The organism is Streptomyces sp. NPDC001315, from assembly GCF_042896175.1.
Taxonomy (GTDB): Bacteria; Actinomycetota; Actinomycetes; order Streptomycetales; family Streptomycetaceae; genus Streptomyces.
This window is the reverse complement of sequence record NZ_JBIAWZ010000011.1, coordinates 63,249-85,342: the sequence shown is the minus strand read 5'-3', so window position 1 is coordinate 85,342 and position 22,094 is coordinate 63,249. Positions and strand designations below refer to the sequence as shown.

Below are 22,094 nucleotides of genomic sequence, written 5' to 3'. Positions count from 1 at the left end.
ATGCGTCGCTATGTGATCAAGCGGCTGGCGCAGGCGGTCGGGGTGCTGTGGGCGGCCTACACGGTGTCGTTCCTGGTGCTGGACTTCCTGCCCGGTGACCCGGTGACCGCGATGGCCGGTGCCGGGATGGACTCGGGGCAGGTCGATCCGGCCCAACTCGCCGCGCTGCGGCACGAGTACGGCTTCGACAAGCCGGTGCTGGTGCAGTACGCCGAGTATCTCGGCCGGGCGGTGCGCGGGGACTTCGGCGACGCGGTCTCCACCGGCCACCCGGTGACCTCCACCCTGGCCGACGCGCTGCCGCAGACACTCCAGTTGACCGCTGCCGCGCTGCTGCTCGCGGTGGTGCTCGGCGGCGGTCTCGCGGTGGTGGCGACGTACACCGGTCAGCGGTGGCTACGGCAGCTGCTGCTGTCGCTGCCCCCGCTCGGGGTGTCGGTCCCGACGTTCTGGGTGGGGCTGCTGCTCGTCGAGGCGTTCTCCTTCCGGCTGCACTGGTTCCCGGCATTCGGCAACGACGGGCTGCGAGGCCTGGTACTGCCGGCCCTGACGTTGGCGATCCCGACCGGCGCGCAGGTCGCGCAGGTACTGGCCAAGAGCCTGCGCACCGCCCTGGACCAGGCCTATTTGGAGACCGCGCGCGCCAAGGGCGCCGGCCGGTGGCGGGTGCATCTGCGGCACGCGCTGCGCAACGCGTCACTGCCCGCGCTGACGGTCGTCGGTCTGCTGGTCGGGCAGCTGATCGCCGGTTCGGTGGTCGTCGAGACGGTGTTCTCCCGCGACGGTCTGGGCCGGGTGACCGCGGCGGCGGTCACCTCCCAGGACATCCCGCTGGTCCAGGGGGTGGTGGTGTTCGGGGCGTTGATCTTCGTGGCGACGAACCTGGTCGTCGACCTCGTCTATCCCCTGCTGGACCCGCGGATCGTGGTGGCCTCGGACAGGAGGGCGAGCTTCGCATGAGTCAGAGCCTTGTCGACGATCAGGCCGAGGCCGCCCTCGGCCTCGCCCGGCCGGTCGAGGCGGGATCCCCTGCGCAACCGAGCCGCCGTGCCGACGTACGGCAGGTGCTGCGGTTCCTGCTGCGCCGCCCCGGTCTGCTGCTGTCGGCCGCCGTGCTCGCGCTGGTGGTACTGGCCTCGTTCTGGCCGGATCTGCTCACCTCGCAGGACCCCCTGAAGGGGGTGCCGTCCCAGAACTTCCGCGGCCCGAGCGGCAGTCACTGGTTCGGCACGGACGAACTGGGACGCGACGTGTTCTCCCGCGTGGTCCACGGCGCCCAACTGTCCCTCAAGGCCACACTGATCGCGGTCCTGGTCGCGTTCGTGGTCGGTGGTCTGCTCGGTGTGGTCGCCGGATTCGTGGGCCGCTGGGTGGACGACGTGCTGATGCGCTTCGTCGACGTCCTCCTCTCCATCCCGGCGCTGTTCCTGTCGCTGGCCCTCGTCACCGCGCTCGGGTACGGGACGGTGAAGGTGGCGGTCGCGGTCGGCATCGCGAGCGTCGCCTCCTTCGCCCGGGTGGCGCGCGCCGAGGTCCTGCGGGTACGGCAGGCGGTCTTCGTCGAGGCGTCCCGCTCCTGCGGGGCCCGCTGGTACTCGGTGCTGGCACGGCACGTCCTGCCCAACGCCGCCGGCCCGGTGATCGTGCTGGCCACGCTGGACTTCGGCGCCTCGATCCTGGCCGTGTCGGCGCTGAGCTTCCTCGGCTACGGCGCGCCGCCGCCGGCCCCCGAATGGGGGACGTTGATCTCCGACGGCCGCAACTACCTGGCCAACGCCTGGTGGCTGACCGCGCTGCCCGGCCTGGCGATCGCCGCGACCGTGCTGGCCACCAACCGCATCGCCAGGGCGCTGGACGGCGAATGGTCCCGGCAGCGATGACCGACGAACGGGAGAACGGTGAGGACGTGACCACACCACTGCTGGAGATTCGCGACCTGTCCGTGTCGTACCGCACCCGCAGCGGTACGGTACCGGCCGTGCGAGGCGTGGACCTCGACGTATGGCCCGGGCAGGTGACCGCCGTGGTCGGCGAGTCCGGCTCCGGCAAGAGCACCACCGCGCACGCCGTCACCCGGCTGCTGGCGGCGAACGGCACCATCGACCAAGGCACGGTCCGCTTCGGCCGGCATGACCTCGCCACGCTGTCGGAGGCGGAGCTGCGCACCGTGCGCGGCGCGCAGATCGGGCTGGTCCCGCAGGATCCGACGGTCTCGCTCAACCCGGTCAAGCGGATCGGCGAGCAGGTCGCCGAGGTGCTGCGCATCCACGGTCTCGCGACCCGTCGTACGGCAGCTGCCGAGGCGGTCGCCGTGCTGGGCCGGGCCGGGCTGTCCGACGCGGCCGTCCGCGCCCGGCAGTACCCGCACGAGCTGTCCGGCGGCATGCGGCAACGGGTGCTGATCGCCGTCGCCATCGCCGCGAAGCCCAGGCTGATCGTTGCCGACGAGCCGACCAGCGCGCTCGACGTCACCGTGCAGCGCGTCATCCTCGACCATCTCCAGCACCTCACCGAGGAGTCGGGCACCGCGATCCTGCTCGTGACCCATGACCTCGGGGTGGCCGCAGACCGCTCGCAGCGCCTGGTCGTCATGGAGCAGGGCAAGGTCGTCGAGGCGGGTGAGACCCGTGCCGTCCTGGCCGACCCCCGGCACGAGTACACCCGGCGGCTGCTGGCCAGCGCCCCGAGCCTGACCACGGCCCGGCCCCGTGCCCCGGTCTCCGCCGTGCCGGCCGACGCGGCACCCCTGGTCGAAGTACGCAACCTGGTCAAGGAGTTCAGGCTGCCACGTGCCGGCGGCGAGGCCCGGACCCTGCGCGCGGTCGACGACGTCAGCCTCACCCTGCGGCGCGGGCAGACCCTCGCCCTGGTCGGCGAATCGGGCTCGGGCAAGTCCACCACCGCCCGCCTGGTGCTCCGCCTCACCGACGCGACCTCCGGACAGGTCCTCTTCGACGGCACCGACGTCACCGCCGCCAAGGGTGCCCAGGCCAGGCTGCTGCGCCGCCGCGCGCAGCTCGTCTACCAGAATCCGTACGCATCGCTCGACCCGCGCTTCTCCATCGGCGAGGTGATCACCGAGCCGCTGCGGGCGTTCAAGGTCGGCGACCGCGCCTCCCGTCTCGCCCGCGCCCGCGAACTGCTCGACCGGGTCGCGCTGCCCGCCTCGACGCTGGAGCGCCGCCCCGCGGAGCTGTCCGGCGGACAGCGCCAGCGCGTGGCCATCGCCCGTGCCCTCGCCCTCTCGCCCGACCTGGTGGTGTGCGACGAACCCGTCTCCGCGCTCGACGTGTCCGTCCAGGCCCAAGTCCTTGACCTGCTGGCCGAGTTGCAGGAGGACACCGGCGTGGCGTACCTGTTCATCTCCCACGACCTGGCCGTCGTGCGGCAGATCGCGCACCAGGTCGCCGTCATGCGGGCCGGACACGTCGTCGAGACGGGCCCGCCCGAGGACCTGTTCACCGAGCCCCGCCACGAGTACACCCGCGAACTGCTCGCGGCGATACCCGGCGGCGGCCTCCCCTCCCCCGCCACGGAAACCACCACGAGTTGAGGACCGTCGTCCCATGAGCAATCCCACCATCACGTCGCTGGCCTTTCTCACGCCCGGCAACTTCGCCGACGACGACCCCTACCCGGGTCTGGAGGAGACGCTCCAGCTGTTCGAGTACGGCGAACGGCTCGGCTACGACGGCGCCTGGATCAGGCAGCGCCACCTCGAACACGGCGTCGGCTCGGCGGCCGTGTTCCTCGCCGCGGCCGGCCAGCGCACCGAGCGGATCGAGCTCGGCACCGCGGTCATCCCCATCGGCTACGAGAGCCCGTTCCGCCTGGCCGAGGACCTCGCGCTGGCCGATGTGCTGTCCCAAGGCCGGCTCCAGATCGGTTTCAGCACCGGGATGCCGCACGCCGACCTGCTCGGCGACCTGGTGTACGACGGGGACTGGCGCGGCTTCGACCTGTCGTACGGCAGGATCGCCCGGGTCGTCGAGAACCTGCGCGGCGACTACCTCGGCGCCCCGGACGCGGTCATACACTCGCCGGGCAACGTCCAGCGCCCCCATCTGCAACCGCACGCCCCCGGGCTGGCAGGGCGGATCTGGTACGGCGGCGGGAGCCTGCGCTCGGTCCGCTGGGCCGCCGAGAACGGCCTCGGTCTGCTGTCCGGCAACATCGTCACCGGCGAGGGCACCGACGACTTCACCACGGCCCAGCTGAACCTGCTGTCCGAATACCGGCGCACGCTGTCCGGGGACCGTCCGGCGCGCGTGGCCCTGGGCCGGGTGATCGTGCCGCTCGACAGCGCCGACGCGACCACCCGGACCCGCTACCGCGCCTATGCGGCAAGCCGCCACGAACGGACCCTCACGCCCCAAGGCCCGAAGCCCACCCTGTTCGCCCCGGACGTCGTGGGGACCGCCGAGCAGATCCTGGAGCGGCTGACCGCCGATCCTGTGATCGCCGAGGTGTCCGAACTGCGCCTGGAACTGCCGTACGAGTTCCACCGGGAGGAATACGAGCAGATCCTGCACGACGTACGACACCTGATCGCACCCGAACTGGGCTGGCACCCCGCCTCCTCGGCGGTTCAGCAGGCGGCCCGATGAGTCCCCGTCCGGAGCCGGCCGTCCGGCTGGAGGTGCACACCCGCGAGCCGTTCGCCGAAGGCCACCGCTTCGCCGGCACCGGGGCGTACGAGGTGCTCACCGCGACCGCCCACTACGCCGTGGACCCGTAGGCACCCGCCCACAGGGCCGTCCCCGACCTCGGCCTCGCGCCGCTCGACGGCAGCGGCAAGGTCCGTTTCAGCGGTGACGTCGAGATCCTGCGGCCGGTCGACGGCGGGCGCCGCCGCCTGTTCTTCGACTGAGGCAACCGCGGCAACAAGCGGACCGTGCATCCACCACACCGACTGCGGCATGCTGACCTTCACCGACGACGGGTTCAAGGACACGGTCCAGAAGGACACCGGGAGCCGTCCGCCCTGGGCGGCGGAGGCGTGCCGATCTGGACACCGACGTGCGGCAAGTCGATCGCGCGCATCAAGGCGGACCGTTCCTACGGACTGAGCGGGAGTGCGTCCTGCATCCAGGACCGCTGCTCAGCCGCGTGCTCCGAACGGTGTTGGGCACGCTGGTCGCCCGCTTTCGCTCCGCTGCCGGGCGGCATGGATCTCGTCCGTGGTCCGGGGATGCGGGGGCGGGGTTCCTCACGCTCTCGGGTTTCCGGTCGGGCCTGGGCGGTCCGATGCCCCGCACGATCGCTCTGGTCGTGTGGGGGCGGTGTCGTCCGTCGCCGGATCGGATGTCCGAGGGCGCGTCGCCCGATCGCGATGCTCGCCGCATCGTGCCGGGAAACCTGTCGGTTGCTGGTGGTGAGGGGCTTCTGCCAGTGCTGGGCGCCCCACCGGGAGGTGTAGGCCGGGTCGACCGCGACGATGGTGATGTCCTGTTCGGCGGCCATCGCCACCAGCCGCGCCCTCAGCTTCGCGGTGGGGAAGCGGGAGATCAGTCGCCGGAAGCGTTTGTTGCGGCCGTGCTTCTCCCGGCACCGGCCGTCGGTGAAGTCCAGGTCCTCGACGGCGATGGCTGCCGCGCCGGTGGTGCGGGTGTGGTGCAGCAGCCTGGTGAGGGCGTGGCGGATCTGTGCATCCCGGTGGTGGGTGGCGCCGGTGAGGTCGTAGAAGTAGCGGCGGGGCTCGCCGACCGGGTTGCCGTGCGGGTCGAGACGCCAGGCGGCGAGGTGGTCGTCGTTCATGTCGACGGCGACCACGCCCCGGGCGAGCGCCGCCTGAAGTGGTAGGACCGGGGCGGCCGCGCGCTGCCAGGAGGCGGTCACGTACCAGCGGCCCCGCAGGACGTCGTGGTGGATGCGGTAGGCGACCGCCCGATTGTTGCTGATCCGGTCCAGCCACTCCGCACCCCGGTGCGTGAACTGCACGGTCGCATCGAGCACGTACCGGCCGTGCGGGGCGTTGGCCAGGTGCGCCAGCGCGGCGGGGAGTCTGAGGGAGAGCTGTCCGGTGTCGGTGATACGGATCGTCTCGTTGCCGAAGCGTTTGCCGGACTCCCCGTCCGCGGCCAGGAACATTCGTGCCGCCTTCCACCGCTCCCGCCAGCCCTGCGGGCTCAGCCCGGCTGCATCCGGGTGGTGGCGCAGACGGGCGAGCTTCTTCCCGCCGCGCACCACATGGACCCGGCCCACCACCCAGTTGGCCTCCACCCGGGCCAGTCGGGACTGGAGCGCGTGCAGGCGGCGGGACTTGGCATGCCACTCCGACCGCGAGCCGTACCCCCTCGCCAGCCCCGCCCGCTTGTCCGCCTTCGCGCCCAGCGGACGCGCCAGCCGCGCCTCGATGCGCGTGATCTGCCCCCGCAGCCACGCCATCTCCGCCGCCTGCCCCCGCCGGGCCAGCGCCCACTGATCGTGCGTGGCCTTGGTGATACTGCCCGCCCACCGCGCCGAACAGACCCCGGTCAACTCCCGCTTGCGCACCGCCCAGCTCTCACTGCCGTGCTCCAGTCCCTGCCGGGAACGCACCGCGAGATCACCCGCGGCCAGCGAGCCGAGGAACACCCCCACCTCGGCCAGCACCACCGCATCCGCCTGCGACACCCGCAACCGGCCCCGGATGGCCACACCTGCGGGGCCGGGCACCACGAACGGCGCGGCCACCTCCCGCAGCCTGCCCATCCCGTCACCCCCACCCAGCGCCGCACCATCCCGTCACCCCGCCCAACGAACCCCGCCCGCAAAGGTCACGCATTCGACGGACACACTCCCGTTCCCGTCGGCCGAAAACCCGTCCGCACGCCCAGCTGCGGAAGCCGGCGCGCACTCATGCTCGCGAAAACGCACTCGTGCACGCTCAAGTGACAACAGTTCCGAACCCCTTCGTCGTGCACAAGGACGGCATCCGCGGCTTCGTCTTCGATGTGGCCACGGGCAGGCTCGACGAGGTCCGTTGACTGGACACGGTCCGCCCGACGTCCGAGGCCGTGCGCGGCCGTTCAGTGTTCCTCGTGCCCCAGGACGTACAGGCGCGGAAGGTTGACGACGATCGCCTCCTGGGTGCTGCGGGCGATGACCACGACGGCCTCCTCGGTGGGATCCGGGTTCTCCTCGCGGTGCGGCACGAACGGGGGGACGAAGATGTAGTCGCCCGGAGAGGTACGCAGCCGAATCTCCTGCGGAGTGCCGTCGGAGTCGTCGAGGAAGACGAACTCGGGGTGTCCGCTGATCACATGGATGGCGGTCTCGGACTCGCCGTGGTGATGGTCCGAGGAGGAGGTCGACGGGGCGACGTGCGTCTGGCCCATCCACAGCTTCTCGGAACCGACCGTCTTGCCGCTGATGGCGGCGAACCTGCGCATGCCTCCGGTCTGGGCGGTGTCGCCGTCGAGTTCGTCGGCGCGGATGTGGTGCAGTCGGGCGCGGAGGGGCGTCGTCGGGTGGTCGGCACTGTCGCCGAGATGAGGGTGGAAACCTTCGCCGGGGGTGGTCAGCGGCTCGCTCATGGGTCGGACGCTAAAGCGGCCCGGAAAAGGATGTCAAGAGGTATCCATTGCGCTTCACCTGCGGCAATGTTCCCGCAATATAAGTGGGAGAAGGGCGGAAACCCTGGCGGCGGCCCGCCCGTCGGGCATCATGTGCGCATGCATATCTCCGCGAAGGCGGACTACGCCGCGCGGGCCCTGCTGGAGCTCGCCCGCGAACCCGACCGCCCCCTGACCTGCGAGGCCATCGCCTCCTCGCAGCAGATCCCGTTCCGCTTCCTGAAGTCCGTGGTAGGCGAGCTGCGGAGGGCCGGTCTGGTGCGCAGCCAGCGCGGCTGTGAAGGCGGCTACTGGCTCGGCCGGCCCGCCGAGGAGATCACCCTGCTCGATGTCGCGCGCGCCGTGGACGGTGAGTTGATCACGCTGCGGGGCGAGCCGCTGGACGGGCTCGACTACCCGGGTCCCGCCACCGGACTGCCCGGGGTGTGGCGCCGTATCGAGGCGGATGCCGCCGCCGTTCTGGGCGGGACCACGCTGACCGCGCTGCTGCCCGAGAAGGTGGGCGAACCGCTGGACCGGAAGGGAGCCGCGTGACGGACGAAACGGGCCGCGCGCCGCTCGAGGTGGTGGAGTACACCGATCCGCTGTGCCCCTGGGCCTGGGGGTCGGAGCCCGTCTTCCGCGGGCTGCGTGCGGCACTCGCCGGCCGGGTCCACTGGCGACGCGTGTACTGCATCCTGTTCGACCACGACGACGACCCGGCACCCGATGCGGCCGCCGAGACCGCCTGGTACTCCCGCTACGTCGAGAACATCAGCGGGCACACCCACGCCCCCAGGGCGTTCAGGCTGAGCCGGGTGGCGGCGAGTTCATGGCCCGCCTCGCTGGTCGCCAAGGCCGCCGAACTGCAGGGCCCCGATGTGGCCGAGCGGGTACTGCGCCGACTGCGGGAGAGCGTCTTCGTCCTCGGCGAGCCCGCGGACACGCCCGCGCTCGCGTTGTCGGCGGTACGGGGGATGCCGGGGCTGGACCACGAACGGCTGACGGCCGACGCGGCCTCGGCAGCCGTCCTCGATCGGGTGCGCGCCGACCATGCCGAGGCACGTCGGCCGGTCCGCGAGGTGCTGTCCGTGCCGGACGGGTCCTCCCCGCATCCCGGCGCCGTCAAGGAGACCCCCGACGGTGGGTACCGGTACGCGCTGCCGACACTGCTCGTCCGTTCGCCCGCCGGTGTCCGCCCAGTGCCCGGCTGGCGGCCCTACGAGGAATACACCTCGGCGGTCGACGCCCTGGAGCCGGGGCTGCAGGCGGCCCCGGTACGGCTGGATCCGGCCGAGGCGCTCGCGCGCTACCGGAGCCTCACCGAGCCTGAGCGCCGGCTGCTCACGGACGGTCCGTGGCCCCCGGCGGGCGCCGTGCGGGTGGAGACGGGCAACGGCCCCGTGTGGCTGCATTCCGAGGAGGCAGAGACGCACCCGGCTGTCCGGCGCAGCTCTCCTGCCGTGCTCCGACAGGGCTCTGATCAGCACTCAGAGGCCGTCCCGCCGAATGAGACACCTTTTGATGTCCATTGACAGCCGCTGACGGCTCACCCCAGGATGTGCAGCATGCTTACGACGCACCCCGGTGTGGTGTGCCGCTACGTGGACCTGCGGCGCACCTGCAGCGCCCTCTGTCGCTGACCGCCCGCCACCCACGGCCCACAGGCACCTGACCGCCGGCTCCGGCCTCACGCCGCTTGGCCGCCCAGTGCCTGTCATGGCGCGCCGCCTCCTTCGCACCTCGTTGCCTGCCTCCCTCTCACATCCCGGCTCTCCCCCGCGACTCCGCCGACTTCTCATGCCCTGAGTTCGGCATGCCCCTGCGCGCACCGCAGCGCGTCGGCGTGCCCGTCTCGGCATGCGCCGACGTCCGATGCCGCGCCCACACCGCCCTCGTTCCCGAGCCCGCAGCCCTGACACGGCCGGAGCCCTCGAAGAAAGAATTGAGATGTTCGGACGACTCACGCCGCACCGCCCCAGACTGAACCTCCGCACCCGGCGCCGGGCCCGACTGCGCGCAGCCGCCCTGGGGACCGCCCTCGCCACCGTGCTCGTCCCGGCCCTCAGCGCCTGCGGCGGTGGCACCGCGTCCGCGAGCGGCAACGCTGCCCTGAAGTGGACCTCTTCCTACTTCCCCACCCACTGGGACCCGGTGGTCGGCGGCAGCGGTGCCCAGTTCCGCGAACTCTCCCTGGTGTACGCCTCGTTGACCCGCACCGACGAGAACGGAAAGGCCGTGCCCGACCTGGCCAAGAGCTGGGAGTACAACGCGAAGGGCGACCAGATCACCTTCCATCTGCGCCCGGGCCTCAAGTTCAGCGACGGGGAGCCGGTCGACGCCACCGCCGTGCAGGCTGCCATCGAACGCGCCAAGAACCAGAAGAACTCGGCGCTCTTCGGCGACCTGACCTCCATCAAGTCGGTGGACGCCGAGGGGCTCGACGCGGTCGTCCATCTCAGCCAGGTCGACTACCAGATCCCCCAGTTGCTCGGGGAGCGCGTGCTGCAGATCGCCAGCCCGAAGGCGGCGAAGTCCCCGCAGAAGCTGGACCAGAACCCGGTCGGCGCGGGCCCGTTCGTCGTCACGCAGATCGTGCCCGGCACCAAGGCGGTCCTGAAGAAGAACCCGGACTACTGGGACGCCAAGAACATCCACATCGACAACGTCGAACTGACCTCGGCCCCCGATGCGTCCACGGTGGTCTCCGGCCTGCAGACCGGCGTCTACAACTTCGCCGACATCGACCCCAGTCAGGCGGACGCCGCCAAGAAGGCCGGCCTGGACGTCTTCGTCCAGCCCGGGTTCAACGCCTCCAACATCAGCCTGAACATCAACAAGGCACCGTTCGACAACGACAAGGTCGTCGACGCGGTCCGCTACGCCATCCACCGTCAGGAGTTCGTCGACAAGCTGACGTTCGGCTACGGCGAGGTGACCGACCAGCCCTTCCCGAAGGGATACGTGGCCTACGACCCCGAGTCCGCGAACGACTACCCCTATGACCCGGCGAAGTCGAAGAAACTCCTCGCCGAGGCGGGATACAAGTCCGGTGACATCAAGCTGAACCTGGTCATCCCGGCGGACGACCCCCAGGCGGAGATCGTCCAGTCGCAACTGGCGAAGGTCGGCATCACCGTCAACATCAAGATCGACAAGAACTGGGCGACGCCGTTCTTCGCCAAGGACCTGACGTTCTCGATGTACAGCACCACGGGTCGGGACTCCGCGGTACAGACCCTTACCGCGCACTTCGGCCCCAACGGCCCCCTCAACCTCAGCTCGCCCTACGAGCCCTCCGGCTTCGAGGCGGCCGTCGCCAAGGTCCGCCAGACCCCCCTGGACTCGCCCGACTACACGAAGGTCCTCCAGGCCGCTACCCGCGCCGGTCTGCAGAGCAGGGCGCTGGTGTTCACGTACTCCCAGCCCAACCTCATCGCCAAGAGCAAGTCCGTCTCCGACCTGCCGAAGAACCCGGCCCATATCGACTGGACCGGCGTGACCATCGGCGGCAACTGACCACCTTCGTCCACCACCGAGAGGGGGCACCCCATGACGACGACGGAAGCTCACGCCACACCCGACGTCCGTCGCACGGTCGCCGCGGCCAGGACGCGGCACACACTGGGCCGCGTCCTGGCCACCCTCGCCCGCTCGATCGCGATCTTCGTGCCCGTCTTCCTGGTCGCGACGTTCGTGACGTTCGCGCTGCGCTCGCTCAGCGGGCTCAGCCCGGCGCGGATCCAACTGGGCGAGGAGGCGACACCCGAGGCGATCGCCAGGGTCGAGGCACAGTGGGGCCTGGACCGGCCCTTCCTGGTGCAGTACGGCGACTGGTTCAACGGCGTCCTGCACGGACAGCTCGGGACGAGCTGGACCAACGGCGCCGACATCTCCACCCTGATCGGCCTCGGCCTCGGCGTGAGCCTGTCGGTGGCGACCTTCGCGCTGCTGATCGGCGTGGTCGTGGGCTTCGCCCTCGGCACGGTCGCGGCCCTGCGCCGCACGACCTGGATCGACCGCGCCATCACCGGCTTCGTCACGGCGATCTCGGTGATGCCGGCCTTCGTCGTCGGGATCGTGCTGGTCGCGGTCTTCGCCGTCCAACTGAAGCTGTTCCCTTCCGCCGGGTACATCCCTGCGGAGCAGGGACTGGGGCCGTGGCTCGCCCACATCACCCTGCCGGCCGTCGCGTTGAGCTTCGACGTCGTCGCCGACGTCGCCCGCCAACTGCGCTCCAGTCTCATCGCGGCCTACCGCGAGAACTATGTGACGGGCGCCGTCGTAAGGGGCCTCAGCCCACGCCGGGTCTTCTTCGGCCACGTGCTGCGCAACGGGCTCGGGCCGGCGCTCGCGACCCTCGGCCTGAAGTTCCCCTCCCTCGTCGGTGCCTCCGTCGTCACGGAGTGGATCTTCGGTCTCCAGGGGTTCGGGCGGTTCGCCAACGACTCCGCGCAGGCCGGCGACGTACCGGCCGTACAGGGCGTCCTCGTCGTGTCGATCGTCCTGGTCGTCGTGTTCAACCTGCTCGTCAACCTGGTGCTGGCACGTGTGACGCCCGCATCGCAGCGGGGGGTGTGACCCATGGTGCGCCGTGTTCTGGCCCTGCCGTCCGGGCGGATCGCCGTGGCCGTTCTGGCCGTGATCGCCGTCCTCGCCGCGCTCGGCCCGCTGCTGGCTCCCCAGGATCCGCTGGCGACCAGTGACAACACCCTCGCCGCCGCTTCCGGCGCGCACTGGCTGGGGACCGACTACCTGGGCCGGGATGTGCTGAGCCGGCTCCTCGACGGTTCCCGTGTCAGCGTGCTCGGCTCGCTGGAGGTCGCGCTGACCGCGCTGGTGGTCGGTGTGGTCCCCGGCATCCTGTCGGTCTACCTGGGCCGGGCCTTCGAATGGATCACCCTCAGGCTCGCCGACACCCTGGTCGCCCTCCCCTTCCTGCTGTTCGCCGTCGCCGTCGTCGCGCTGCTCGGCAACGGCATCACCCAGGCGATGCTCGTCACCGGGGTGCTGGTCTCCCCACTGTTCTACCGGGTCTCCCGCGCCGCCACGCTCGCCGTGGCCCGCTCGCAGTACGTGGAGGCCGCGCTCATCTCCGGCGCCTCACTCGGCTGGGTCGTGCGCCGCCACGTCTGGGTCAAGGTACTGCCGCCCATCGCGGTCGCCCTCGCCCAGACCATAGGCGTCGGCTTCGTGATCGTGTCGAGCCTGACGTTCCTCGGCATCGGTGTGCAGCCACCCGCTCCCACCTGGGGCGGTCTGCTCGCCTCTGACCTCGGCTACCTCAGCCACCGTCCGTGGGCGCCGCTCACTCCGGCCCTGCTGATCGTGGTCACCGTCTGGGCCTGCAACCTCCTCGCCGACGCCATCCGCGACGTCTCCGGCGAGGCGGGCCGCGCGCTGCTCAACAGCCGTAGGGCCCGCGCCAACCGGCTCGACAAGGCCGACCCCGCTCCCGCCGGAGGTGCGTGATGAGCACGCTGTCCGAGAAGCTCCAAGCGCCCGCCGAGGACATCGCAGAGCGGGCCCAGCCGTCGTCGCCGCCCGCGCTGTCGGTGCGCGACGTGCGCATCAGCGACCAGGTCGGCGGACGGGAGATCGTCCACGGGGTGAGCTTCGACCTCACCCCGGGCAGGACGGTCGGCATCGTCGGCGAGTCCGGCAGCGGAAAGACGCTCACCTGCCGGGCCGCCCTGGGCATCCTGCCCGCCCACTTCGAAATCACCGGCGGTTCGATCGAGCTCGACGGCCGCGACATCACCGGGTTCTCCCCCGCCGAGTGGACCTCCCTGCGGGGCTCGACGATCAGCGCGGTCTTCCAGGACCCGGCCTCCTACCTCAACCCCTCGATCCGGGTGGGCGCGCAGGTCGCCGAGGTGATTCGGGTCAAGAAGAAGGTCAAGCGGCGCGAGGCGCGCCGGCGCACGATCGAGCTGCTGCGCGCCGTGCACCTGCGGGATCCGGAGCTGGTGTACGGCCAGTACACCTACGAGCTGTCAGGCGGCATGCTCCAGCGGGTGCTCATCGCCGCGGCGATCGCCGCCGACCCGCGCGTCCTGATCGCCGACGAAGCCACGACCGCGCTCGACGTCACTGTCCAGGCCGAGATCCTCGACCTGCTTGCCGACCTGCGCGAACGAACCGGTCTGGCCCTCGTCGTGGTCTCCCACGACCTGGCCGTCGTCGCCCAGCTGTGCGACGAGGTCCTCGTCCTGCGCCAGGGCGAGGTGGTCGAACAGGGCCCGACCCACGAGGTCCTCCACCATCCCCGCCACGAATACACCCGGCTCCTGATCGCCGAGCACGAGCAGTACGGGCTGGACAGGTTCCTGGCCCCCGAGGAGGACGCGTGAGAACCGATCAGATCCAGGAGCCCACCGCCCCGGTCCTGGCGGTCGAGGGCCTGGAAGTGCACTACGGACCGCGCCGCCGACGCCGCCGCGTCCTGCACGACGTCTCCCTGAGCATCGCGCCGGGCGAGACGGTCGGCATCATCGGCGAGACGGGCTCGGGCAAGTCCACGCTCGCGCGTTCCGTACTCGGCCTGGTGCGCGCCTCGGCCGGCTCGATCGTCGTCGGCGGGGAGGATGTCAGCACTCATGGTCCCCGCCAGTGGCGCGCGCTGCGCCGCCGGGGCGTGATCCAGTACGTCTTCCAGGACCCCCTGCGCAGTCTCGACCCGGATCTCACAATCGAGGACTCGTTGGCCGAACCGCTGCTCATCCAGGGTGTGTCCCGCGCGGAGGCGGCCGGCCGGGTGCGAGCCTTCCTCTCCCGGGTCCGCCTCACCGAGGACCTCCTCGACCGGTTGCCCGGCGAGCTCTCCGGCGGGCAGCGCCAACGCGTCGCGGTGGCAAGGGCCCTGGTCACCGAACCGCGCCTGGTCATCCTGGACGAGCCGGTCAGCGCCCTGGACTCCGCCAACCGCGTCCAGGTCCTGCAGATCCTCAAGGAACTCCGCGCCGACGGCGTGGCCCTCGTCTTCATCTCCCACGACCTCGGCTCCGTGGCTGGTGTCGCCGACCGCATGGCGGTTCTGTACCAGGGCGAACTGGTCGAGGTCGGCGCCGCCGGTGACGTCATCAGCACACCGCAACACCCCTACACACGCCTGCTCGTCAGGTCCGCTCCCACCCTGCACAGCGCGCCCGCCGACCGGGCCGAACGCGAGGCGCTGCGCGCCCTGTTGCACGCCTGACCCCCACGACAGACAGGAACAGAAATGTCCCGCACCATCCACCTCGCCCTCCACCCCTACGGCGTCGGCGGCCCGGGCCAGCACGGCCTGTGGAAGGACCCGCGCGTCGCGAAGAACGCCAGCATCGACATCGACTACTACATCCGGTTGGCGCAGGCAGCCGAACACGCCCTGTTCGACGCCCTGTTCATCGTGGACAGCCAGTTCATCAACGCGACCTACCCGGCGCACTACCTCAACCGCCTGGAGCCCCTGACCCTGCTGTCCGCGGTCGCCACCCACACCCGGCACATCGGCCTGGTCGGCACGGCGAGTTCGACATACAACTCACCCTTCAACCTCGCCCGCCGGTTCGCCTCGCTCGATCACATCAGCGGCGGTCGCGCGGGCTGGAACGTCGTCACCAGCTTCGACACCGGCACCTCCCGCAACTACGGGCTGGACGAGCACCTCGACTACGCCACCCGCTACGGCCGCGCCCTGGAGTTCGTCCAGGTCGCCCGCGGGCTGTGGGACTCCTACGAGGACGACGCCTTCCCCGGCGACGTCGAGCGGGGCGTCTTCCTGGACCCGTCCAAGCTGCACGAACTCGATCACGTGGGTGAGCACTTCAAGGTGGCCGGGCCGCTCAACCTCTCCCGCTCGCCGCAGGGCCAGCCGGTGATCTTCCAGGCCGGGGTGTCCGAAGAGGGCCGCGATCTCGCCGCTCAGGTCGCCGAGGGCATCTACGCGCCCGGCGGCACCCTGGAGCAGGCGCAGGAGTACTACGCCGACATCAAGAAGCGCACCGCCGCCTACGGCCGCGACCCCGACCACATCAAGATCTTCATCCACGGCGGCCCGATCGTCGCCGCCACCGACGAGGCGGCCCGCCGCCGCGAGCGGGAGATCTTCGAGGAGGACAACGACTTCGACCGCAACCTCGCCCTGCTGGGCCGTTCCTTCGGGGCCTACGACTTCAGCGTGCACGACCTGGACGCACCCTTCCCGGATGTCACGCACCTCGCCGAGAAGGGCGGCCGCACCGGCGCGGCGAAGCTCATCGAGCGGGCCCGCGCGGAAAACCTGACGCTACGTCAAGTAGCTGATTCGGTGAACCAGTTCCGTCAGTCGCCGTTCGTCGGCGACCCGCGCACCGTCGCCGACACCATCGAGCGGTGGTTCGACGCCGGGACCTTCGACGGCATCAATCTCGCCTTCCGCACCGAGGAAGAGCTGCACCTCTTCATCGACGGTGTGGTGCCGATCCTCCAGAAGCGCGGCCTGTTCCGCACCGAGTACGCGGCCGACACGCTGCGCGGGAACCTCGGACTGCCGGTCCCGGTCAACCGGCACGCCCGCGAGCCGCAGTTCGTGCAGGACTGAGGCTGAGCCGTGAGCGAAGCGTCGGTGACGGGGGCCGTGACGTCCACACCGTCCGCTTCCCGTTCGCCACTCCCCCGTCGGCGGTCGACGTCGTGATCGTCGGCGCGGGCCAGAGAGGGTGCCCGTCGCGACGGATCTGATCGCCCAGCTCAACCCCGCCGTTCCCGACCACGCCGCGACCGTCCGCGCGCTCGAACTCATCGCGACCGAAGCGGCCCCCCGCGGTGGGCTGGACGCCCGCCCACCAGGCCGCATCCGCATCCGCATCCGCATCCGCAGGAGTGTGACATGACCCAGTACAGCGACTACTACGGCCCCGAAGGCCTGCGCACCCGCGGCACCGTCGTCGTGGTTCCCGGCCGGGGCGAGACACGCGCAACCTACGCCCGCTTCGGCAAGCGGCTCGCCGCGGACGCCTACCGTGTGCGCGTGATCGACGGCCCGGACCTCGCCGGCGAGAACCTCGGCGCCACGTTGGACGGCTTCGCCGCCCAGATGGCCGACACGATCGAGGGCACCGCGTCCGAGGGCGATGTGGTCCAGCCTGTCGTGCTCGTCGGAGTCGACTCGGGTGCCGCCGCGATCGCCGCGCTCCTCGGCCGGGCCGGGACACCAGCCGCTCGGCAGCCCGACGCCCTCGTCCTCGCCGGTCTGCCCGGCCGGGCCGCGGGCGCCGTCGAGACCTGGGACGACGAACTCGCCATCCGGACCTCCTGCCCCGCCCACCGGAGCGTGCTCACCGAGGATCCCCGGGTGCGGCGGGGCGCGCTCGACGACGCCCTGCCGGATGCCCTGCTCACCGCCGTCCACGACGGCGCCGTCGACATTCCGGTCCTGCTCCTCGTCGGGGACGCCGACCCCCTCGCCGACCACGAGGTGCTGGCACGCACGGCGAAGTCGCTGCCCCGTGCCCGTCTGTCGGTCGTGCACGGCGCCCATCACGACGTCCTCAACGACCTCCAGCACCGTTCGGCGGCGGCCGAAGTCGTCTCATTCCTCGAAACGCTCCGAAACGAGCTGCGCCCCGTGGTCACGGTGCGGTCGAGCGCGTGGTGAGCAACTGCCGTACGAGTCGGCCTTGTTCGCACGTCTGAACCTCATTCCAGAAAGGTCCCCGCATGGCTGCCATACTGTCCGTTTCCGGAAGTCCCTCTCCCACCTCCCGTACCACCCGGCTGTTGCGTCACCTGGACGACCGGCTGCGGCGGCAGGGGCACGAGGTGACCCCACTGGAGGTGCGTACCCTCCCACCCGAGGCGCTGCTCGGCGCTGACTTCGGGCATCCGGCGATCGTCGCCGCCACGGATCTGTTCGCGCGGGCGGACGGGGTCGTGATCGGCACGCCTGTGTACAAGGCCGCCTACTCGGGCCTGTTGAAGTCGCTTCTCGACCTGCTCCCGCAGTACGCGCTGACCGGCAAGACCGTGCTGCCGCTGGCCACCGGTGGCAGCACGGCCCACGTCCTTGCCATCGACTACGCGCTGCGCCCGGTTCTGAGTTCCATGGGCGCGGCGCACATCGTGCCCGGCTGGTTCACACTCGACCAGGACATCGCCGCAGAAGGCGGCGCGTCGATCGTCGCGCCCGCTGCCGCCGAGGCACTGGAGCAGGTCACAGACCAGTTCTCCGCCGCCCTGAGCGGACGTACGGACACCCTCGCCGCCACGGGGTGAGGCCATCGAAGGGCAAGTGCCTCGCCCGAGTCGACCGGACCAACAGCCTCGCGAGCCAAAAGCTCCACTGCTGGAGTGGCCATCGGTACGGCCGTCCTGGCTGCGAAAGTTGACGTTTCTGCGACACGGAGCTGACACCGGCCTGAGATCGACGTACTGGCCTTGGGAAACCGGACCCAGTTCTTGAGCAAGCTGTCTTGCGCCTTGCCTCGCGAGCCCCGGAGGCTGGGGTCAGACCTGCGCGCCGGGCGCTGAGAAGGGACACGCCCGTGGAGAGGGCCTTGTCGGCCGACGTCCGGAACCTGCCGGCGGTCGGCCCGAAGTCCCCGGTGTCCGGGCGGTCAGGCTGGCCGGGAAGGCAACAGCCGTGTCAGGACTTCTCGCCGAACCGGTGCACGAGGCGCCGCGCGCCACCGTGGTCGCGCTGCACGGCGGCGGCCTGAGCGCAGCCTACTTCGACGGCCGAGCCCTCCCCGACAAACTCCCCTGCCACAGCCGCGGGCAGAACCGGCCCCGACGTGAAGTGCCCTGCGCCCGCCCTGTCGCGGCGGGCGCAGGGCACCTCATCGAACGGGGTCAGGCCGCGGGCTGCCGCACCGGCTCCACTCCGATGACCTTGCGGTAGGCGCGGGCGCCGTCGCCGTAGTCGTCCACGGCGTAGTGCCAGGTCGCCCGGTTGTCCCAGAGCACGAAGTCGCCCGGGGTCCAGCCGAAGCGGATCGTGTAGTCGGGCGACGACGCGTGCCGCAGCAGATGGTCGAGCAGCACCTTCCCCTCCGCCGCCGTGACGCCGGTCAGGCCGATCGCCGAGGTGCTGATGAACAGCCCCTTCCGGCCCGTCTCGGGGTGCTCGAGAACGACCGGATGCTCGACGGTCTCCCCGACCGCGGTCCGCCGACTGCCCTGCGCGTAGTTCTCCGCATTACCGTCGTAGAGCGCGCCGACCGACTCAAGCAGCAACTTGAACGGCTCGGACAGATCGTCGTACGCCGCCTGAAGATCGGCCCAGAGTGTGTGCCCGCCCAGCTCGGGCACCACCTCGTACGTCAGCGACTCGATCGCGAAGACGGGCTGCCGCCACAGACCGCCGATGTGCCAGGTACTGGCCTTGCCCGTCTTCTGAACGTTGTACGGGTAGACCAACGGATGGGTGGAGTCCTTCACAGCGGTCGGGTGGTCGAACGGTTCCGCGAAGATACGTACGGCCTCGACGTGCTGACTGGGCGTCAGGTGCTGGTCGCGGAAGACCAGCACCTTGTGGTCCCGGAATGCGTGGCGCAGTTCCTCGGCGGTCCGGTCGTCGACGCCGGCCTTCAAGTCGATGCCGGTCACCTCCGCGCCGAACCGCGGCCCCGCCCGTCGGATCTCGTAGCTCGCGACAGTGCTCATTGCTCTCCCTCGGTGTGCAGCCGTTACGGGGATCTCACGCTGGGATCGCCTCCTGCCGGACAGGTGAAGGCGACGTCAGACGCGACGACACGCGGACACGTCGACACGCGCCAGATCCACGTACAACCTGCGGTACAGCAGCACTGGGATGCTCACCTCACCATGTCTATCAGGCGAGCCCGGGCCGGATCATTGCAGGTGCATGAATCTTCCGGGCAAGCGTGTCAGAAGCCCACGGTGTCGCGGACGAGGACGACCACACCGCGCTCGGGGAAGGCCTCGCACTCCAGGATGTGGCTCTTGTCGATGAAGGAGGTCTGGCCGTAGTCCGTTCTGCAAACGGGACTCGATCCCGGACCGGTCCTGGCTCTCGGGCGGCCAGGCACGGCCTCGGTCGGGCGGCCCTCAACCGAGCCGTGGCGGCCGCGGCAGGCCGAGGTGGTCGCGCAGGGTGCTGCCCGTGTAATGCGTGCGGAAGAGGCCCCGGCGGCGCAGCTCGGGGACGACCAGCTCGGCGAAGTCGGACAGAGTGCCGGGCAGATACGGGAAGACCACGTTGAAGCCGTCGGCGGCGCGGCCGTGGAACCACTCCTCGATGTGGTCGGCGATCTGCTGCGGGGTCCCCGTGATGGTGCGGTCGTCGTTGGCGAAGCGCTGGACGAGGTCGCGGATGGTGAGGTTGTCGCGGCGTGCCTCCGCGTAGATCTGCTGCTGTGCGGTGTGCGACTGGTTGGAGACCGGGAGTTCGGGGAGCGGACCGTCCAGGGGATGGTCGCTGAGGTCGAAGCCGCCGAGCCAGTACGAGAGGTCCGCGAGAGCGACCTGTGGGGGCAGGAGTTCGGTGAGACGGGCGAGCTTGTCGCGGGCCTCGGACTCGCTGGGGGCGGTGATGACGGACAGGGCGGGCAGCACCTTGAGGTGGTCCGGGTCACGGCCGTGGGCGGCGGCCCGTTCCTTGATCTCGGCGTAGAACTCCTGTGCCTTGGCCAGGTCCTTGATGCCGGAGAAGATCACCTCGGCGATCCGTGACGCCAGGTTCTTGCCCGCCTCCGAGGCGCCCGCCTGCACGATGACGGGGTGTCCCTGCGGAGGGCGGGCGATGTTGAGGGGTCCGGCGACCTTGAGGTGCTTGCCCTCGTGGTGGAGCGCGTGCAGCTTGGCCGGGTCGAAGTAGACGCCGCTCGCCTGGTCGTGGTGGAACGCGTCGTCCTCGAAGGAGTCCCACAGGCCCGTCACCACGTCGTGGAACTCCTCGGCACGGTCGTAGCGGGTGGCGTGGTCGAGATGGGCATCGAGACCGAAGTTTCGCGCCTCGCCGTCGTTGAGGGAGGTGACTACGTTCCAGCCGGCCCGCCCGCCGGAGATGTGGTCGATCGAGGCGAAGGAACGGGCCACGTGGTAGGGCTCGTTGTAGCTGGTCGAAGCGGTGGCGATCAGGCCGATCCTGGAGGTGCCGGCGGCGAGGGCGGCCAGCAGGGTGGTCGGTTCGAAGGAGTCGTTGACGACGCTGACTCTGCTGAGTACGTCCTGGCTCGCGAATGGCACTCCGACGAGGTCCGCGAGGAACACCGCGTCGAAGGTGGCTCGTTCGGCGATGCGGGCGAAGGAGAGCACCTCCCGGATGTTCACGCCCGCGTCGGCGGCGGTGTCCGGGTGCCGCCAGGCGGCCAGGTACTCCCCCGGCGGCTTGAGGAAGGCGTTGAGGTGGAGCTGGTCGGTACGGCGAGGGCTCATCGTCGGGTCTCCTGAAAGTGTCGCTCGGCGACGGCGGGGCGCGGCAGACCGAGGTTCTCGCGCAGGGTGGTGCCCTCGTATTCGGTGCGCAGCAGCCCGCGTCGCGAAGCGCCCGGCCAGCTGACGGATCGTCAACTTCTCGTCGTGGGCGAGCTTCACGAGCAGGTCGCGCCGCGACTTGCTGCGGTTGCTGTCGGGGATGTCGGGCAGCGGGCCGTCCAACGGGCGGTCGCTCAGGTCGAGATCGCCGATGTTGTCCTGGACGAGACGCCGTGCGACGTCGTCGTGGATGAGGTCCTGGAGTTCGGCGAGCCGCCGCCGCGCCTCCGCCTCGGTGGCCGTGACGAGGGGGCTGAGGCCCGGCCAGACCAGGACGTGGGCCGGGTCACGGCCGTGGCCGGCGGCGCGTGCCTTGACGTCCGCGTAGAACTCCTTGGCTGCGCCCAGCTCGTGCTGGGTGGTGAACAGGACTTCCCCGTGCCGGGCGGCGAACTCCCGCCCCGTCTGCGAGGATCCCGCCTGGAAGACGACCGGGTGGCCCTGCGGAGGCCGCGAGATGTTCAAGGGCCCTCGTACGGCGAAGTGCTCGCCCTCGTGGTGCGGAGGCTGCAGCCCTGTGGGGTCGTAGTAGCGTCCCGTCGCCTTGTCCCGTAGCAGCGCGTCGTCGTCGAAGCTGTCCCAGAGTGCCTTGACGACCTGCACGAACTCGTCGGCGCGGCGGTAGCGCAGCTCGTGTTCGAGATGGCTGTCGCGGCCGAAGTTGGACGCTTCGAGCGGTACGACGGAGGTGACGACGTTCCAGCCGGCGCGGCCTGCCGAGATGTGGTCCAGGGAGGCGAACTTGCGGGCGATGTGGAACGGGTGGTTGTAGGTGGTGGTCGCCGTCGCCGCGAGACCGATGTGGTCGGTGACCAGGGCCAGCGCGGCCAACAGCGTCAGTGGCTCGAAGTGCTCGGCACGTCCCGTGCGGGACAGGGAGTCGAGCTGGTGGCCCCAGATGGCGACGACGTCGGCGACGAACAGCGCGTCGAACCGGCCGCGTTCGAGGGTACGGGCGAGATCGGCGTGGAAGGCGAAGTCGAGCTGTCCGTCGGGGCGGGCGTCGGGGTGCCGCCAGCCGGCGATGTGGCCGCCGGAGCCGTGGACGAGGGCTCCCAGGGTGAGTCGGCGTTCGGTCTCTGCGGTCATGCGAGCCTCCCG

The 22,094-nt window shown here is 70.6% G+C and carries 20 protein-coding genes and 1 pseudogene; 16 read left to right on the top strand and 5 right to left on the bottom strand.

Annotated elements, in window-relative coordinates; translation table 11 throughout:
* Genes ACFY16_RS27175 through ACFY16_RS27155 form a run of 5 tightly spaced genes read left to right on the top strand, consistent with a single transcriptional unit; the run spans window position 1 to window position 4,738 of the window.
* Window positions 1–960: an ABC transporter permease gene (locus ACFY16_RS27175; protein ID WP_390649806.1), complete on the top strand. Its 960-nt coding sequence runs from the start codon at window positions 1–3 to the stop codon at window positions 958–960.
* Window positions 957–1,880, top strand: coding sequence for an ABC transporter permease (locus ACFY16_RS27170; RefSeq protein ID WP_390649805.1), 924 nt, complete (start codon window positions 957–959; stop codon window positions 1,878–1,880). The genes ACFY16_RS27175 and ACFY16_RS27170 overlap by 4 nt, the downstream gene beginning before the upstream one ends.
* Window positions 1,877–3,553 carry a dipeptide ABC transporter ATP-binding protein gene (locus tag ACFY16_RS27165; RefSeq protein WP_390649804.1) on the top strand — a complete coding sequence of 559 codons (1,677 nt, stop codon included), beginning with the start codon at window positions 1,877–1,879 and terminating at the stop codon, window positions 3,551–3,553. The genes ACFY16_RS27170 and ACFY16_RS27165 overlap by 4 nt, the downstream gene beginning before the upstream one ends.
* 13 nt (window positions 3,554–3,566) lie before the next feature.
* Window positions 3,567–4,607 carry an LLM class flavin-dependent oxidoreductase gene (locus tag ACFY16_RS27160; protein ID WP_390649803.1) on the top strand — a complete coding sequence of 347 codons (1,041 nt, stop codon included), beginning with the start codon at window positions 3,567–3,569 and terminating at the stop codon, window positions 4,605–4,607.
* On the top strand, window positions 4,604–4,738 hold the full coding sequence (locus ACFY16_RS27155; protein ID WP_390649802.1) for a hypothetical protein: 135 nt from the start codon (window positions 4,604–4,606) through the stop codon (window positions 4,736–4,738). The genes ACFY16_RS27160 and ACFY16_RS27155 overlap by 4 nt, the downstream gene beginning before the upstream one ends.
* Before the next feature lie 320 nt (window positions 4,739–5,058).
* Here ACFY16_RS27155 and ACFY16_RS27150 read toward each other — a convergent pair whose 3' ends face one another.
* Together ACFY16_RS27150 and ACFY16_RS27145 are read right to left on the bottom strand one after the other, a co-directional pair.
* Window positions 5,059–6,693 carry an IS200/IS605 family accessory protein TnpB-related protein gene (locus ACFY16_RS27150; RefSeq protein WP_390649801.1) on the bottom strand — a complete coding sequence of 545 codons (1,635 nt, stop codon included), beginning with the start codon at window positions 6,691–6,693 and terminating at the stop codon, window positions 5,059–5,061.
* A 317-nt stretch (window positions 6,694–7,010) separates the two neighbouring features.
* The gene (locus tag ACFY16_RS27145) at window positions 7,011–7,517 is read right to left on the bottom strand and encodes a cupin domain-containing protein (RefSeq protein ID WP_390649800.1); all 507 of its coding nucleotides are present in this window, start codon (window positions 7,515–7,517) and stop codon (window positions 7,011–7,013) included.
* Between the two features lie 138 nt (window positions 7,518–7,655).
* On the opposite strand from ACFY16_RS27145, the gene ACFY16_RS27140 reads away from it, so the two are divergent.
* The 11 genes from ACFY16_RS27140 (at window position 7,656) to ssuE (ending at window position 17,771) form a co-directional block, all read left to right on the top strand.
* Window positions 7,656–8,090 carry an RrF2 family transcriptional regulator gene (locus tag ACFY16_RS27140; RefSeq protein ID WP_390649799.1) on the top strand — a complete coding sequence of 145 codons (435 nt, stop codon included), beginning with the start codon at window positions 7,656–7,658 and terminating at the stop codon, window positions 8,088–8,090.
* Window positions 8,087–9,070 carry a DsbA family protein gene (locus ACFY16_RS27135; RefSeq protein WP_390649798.1) on the top strand — a complete coding sequence of 328 codons (984 nt, stop codon included), beginning with the start codon at window positions 8,087–8,089 and terminating at the stop codon, window positions 9,068–9,070. Before ACFY16_RS27140 ends, ACFY16_RS27135 begins: the two co-directional genes overlap by 4 nt.
* A 415-nt stretch (window positions 9,071–9,485) precedes the next feature.
* Entirely contained in the window at window positions 9,486–11,054 is a 1,569-nt protein-coding gene (locus ACFY16_RS27130) for an ABC transporter substrate-binding protein (RefSeq protein ID WP_390649797.1), read from the top strand.
* Between the two features lie 33 nt (window positions 11,055–11,087).
* Window positions 11,088–12,116, top strand: coding sequence for an ABC transporter permease (locus ACFY16_RS27125; RefSeq protein WP_390649796.1), 1,029 nt, complete (start codon window positions 11,088–11,090; stop codon window positions 12,114–12,116).
* A 3-nt stretch (window positions 12,117–12,119) separates the two neighbouring features.
* On the top strand, window positions 12,120–13,007 hold the full coding sequence (locus ACFY16_RS27120) for an ABC transporter permease (RefSeq protein WP_351145683.1): 888 nt from the start codon (window positions 12,120–12,122) through the stop codon (window positions 13,005–13,007).
* A complete protein-coding gene (locus ACFY16_RS27115; RefSeq protein WP_390649795.1) occupies window positions 13,007–13,888 on the top strand; it encodes an ABC transporter ATP-binding protein in 882 nt (293 codons plus the stop codon). The genes ACFY16_RS27120 and ACFY16_RS27115 overlap by 1 nt, the downstream gene beginning before the upstream one ends.
* Window positions 13,885–14,733, top strand: coding sequence for an ABC transporter ATP-binding protein (locus ACFY16_RS27110; RefSeq protein ID WP_390649794.1), 849 nt, complete (start codon window positions 13,885–13,887; stop codon window positions 14,731–14,733). Before ACFY16_RS27115 ends, ACFY16_RS27110 begins: the two co-directional genes overlap by 4 nt.
* Window positions 14,734–14,757: 24 nt before the next feature.
* Entirely contained in the window at window positions 14,758–16,098 is a 1,341-nt protein-coding gene (locus ACFY16_RS27105) for an LLM class flavin-dependent oxidoreductase (RefSeq protein WP_390649793.1), read from the top strand.
* Between the two features lie 118 nt (window positions 16,099–16,216).
* Complete coding sequence (locus ACFY16_RS27100) at window positions 16,217–16,390, top strand: hypothetical protein (RefSeq protein ID WP_390649792.1); 174 nt, start codon at window positions 16,217–16,219, stop codon at window positions 16,388–16,390.
* Complete coding sequence (locus ACFY16_RS27095) at window positions 16,387–17,154, top strand: alpha/beta hydrolase (protein WP_390649791.1); 768 nt, start codon at window positions 16,387–16,389, stop codon at window positions 17,152–17,154. The genes ACFY16_RS27100 and ACFY16_RS27095 overlap by 4 nt, the downstream gene beginning before the upstream one ends.
* A 62-nt stretch (window positions 17,155–17,216) precedes the next feature.
* Window positions 17,217–17,771 carry an NADPH-dependent FMN reductase gene (ssuE, locus tag ACFY16_RS27090; RefSeq protein ID WP_390649790.1) on the top strand — a complete coding sequence of 185 codons (555 nt, stop codon included), beginning with the start codon at window positions 17,217–17,219 and terminating at the stop codon, window positions 17,769–17,771.
* A gap of 576 nt (window positions 17,772–18,347) precedes the next feature.
* Here the strand turns inward: ssuE and ACFY16_RS27085 are convergent.
* The 3 genes and pseudogenes from ACFY16_RS27085 to ACFY16_RS27075 all read right to left on the bottom strand — a co-directional run bounded on the left by ACFY16_RS27085 (window position 18,348) and on the right by ACFY16_RS27075 (window position 22,082).
* Window positions 18,348–19,160 carry a TauD/TfdA dioxygenase family protein gene (locus ACFY16_RS27085; RefSeq protein ID WP_390649789.1) on the bottom strand — a complete coding sequence of 271 codons (813 nt, stop codon included), beginning with the start codon at window positions 19,158–19,160 and terminating at the stop codon, window positions 18,348–18,350.
* 405 nt (window positions 19,161–19,565) lie between these two features.
* Window positions 19,566–20,894, bottom strand: coding sequence for an LLM class flavin-dependent oxidoreductase (locus ACFY16_RS27080; RefSeq protein ID WP_390649788.1), 1,329 nt, complete (start codon window positions 20,892–20,894; stop codon window positions 19,566–19,568).
* Window positions 20,891–22,082, bottom strand: a pseudogene (locus ACFY16_RS27075) (NtaA/DmoA family FMN-dependent monooxygenase). Before ACFY16_RS27075 ends, ACFY16_RS27080 begins: the two are co-directional and overlap by 4 nt.
* Window positions 22,083–22,094: the final 12 nt, after the last annotated feature.